We start from the raw sequence: 1,236 nt of genomic DNA, 5'->3' as shown, positions 1-1,236 counted from the left end.
TGGATAGGCTACACTAAGTTGGACAGATAAAATAAGGGACTGTAAACTTAGACTAATACCTTAAGGAGCGTGCTATGATGACACGTCAACGTCGAACTTTTACACCCGAATTTAAGCTGCAATTGGTGAAGCTATATGAAAATGGGAAATCTCGTGCAGATATCTCAAGGGAATATGATATTACCCCGTCCGCTTTAGACCGATGGATTAAGAACCACCAGGAAACAGGCTCTTTCGCTGCCAAGGATAATCGCTCAGAAGAAGAAAATGAATTAAGTCGTCTTCGTAAAGAAAACCAGCGTTTAATGATGGAGAATGACATTTTAAAGCAAGCAGCGCTGATCATGGGACGAAAATAGATGTGATTCGAAATAACGCTCACCGCTATTCGGTATCAGCAATGTGTGACGTCCTCCAAATTCCGACCAGTACCTATTACTACCATGCCGATCTTAGAGGCAAACGTAAGCAGAAAGATGAAGATAAAGAGCTTTCCAAAGAAATCTCCCGAATTTTTAAAGAAAGTAGAAACAACTACGGAACACGGAAAATCAAGAAAGAATTAGCGAAGCTACCGGAGCTAAAACCAGTGTCACGCCGCCGGATAGGCCGGCTAATGAACGAAATGAGACTTGTTTCAACCTATACGGTAGCGCAATTCAAACCACACACCTCTGGGTGTAATGAGGCAACTGTGAAAAATGAATTACAACGCCAATTTAAACAAGAGGAACAGTTAGCTGTGATTGTCAGTGATTTAACATATGTCCGTGTCGGGAAGAAATGGCATTATGTATGTTTATTTGTGGACCTTTTCAACCGTGAAATCATCGGCCATAGCGCTGGAGCGAATAAGACCGCCGGTCTGGTTTACCAGGCTTTAGCTAGCATTAAGGGGGACCTGAAAGAGATTCAATTGTTTCATACTGACCGTGGTAAAGAGTTCGATAATAAACTAATCTCAGAGGCACTCCAGACATTTGGAATTCAGCGATCATTGAGCAAAAAAGGATGTCCTTATGACAATGCGGTGGCTGAAGCGATGTTTAAGGTATTTAAAACAGAATTCGCTAATGGGGCCTATTTTTCTTCGCTTGAACAGCTCGCTCTTGAACTGGATGATTATGTTCATTGGTTTAATCACATTCGTATTCACGGAACACTGGGCTATCTAACACCTGTAGAATTTAAACAGCAGACCTTATAATTTTTGTCCAGTTTAGTGTGGACAATCCA

The 1,236-nt window shown here is 41.5% G+C and carries 1 protein-coding gene; it reads left to right on the top strand.

Annotation, left to right across the window (positions count from 1 at the left end):
* Positions 1–74 precede the first annotated feature (74 nt).
* A protein-coding gene (locus CYL18_RS18950; RefSeq protein WP_104851021.1) for an IS3 family transposase occupies positions 75–1,207 on the top strand; the annotation gives its coding sequence in 2 pieces (ribosomal slippage) (positions 75–324 and positions 324–1,207; 1,134 coding nt in all).
* The last annotated feature ends 29 nt before the right edge of the window (positions 1,208–1,236 follow it).

Origin of the sequence: Pradoshia eiseniae (assembly GCF_002946355.1) — a bacterium.
Lineage (GTDB): Bacteria > Bacillota > Bacilli > Bacillales > Pradoshiaceae > Pradoshia > Pradoshia eiseniae.
Note: the sequence above shows the minus strand (reverse complement) of the source record. Positions and strands in the feature narration are given on the sequence as shown.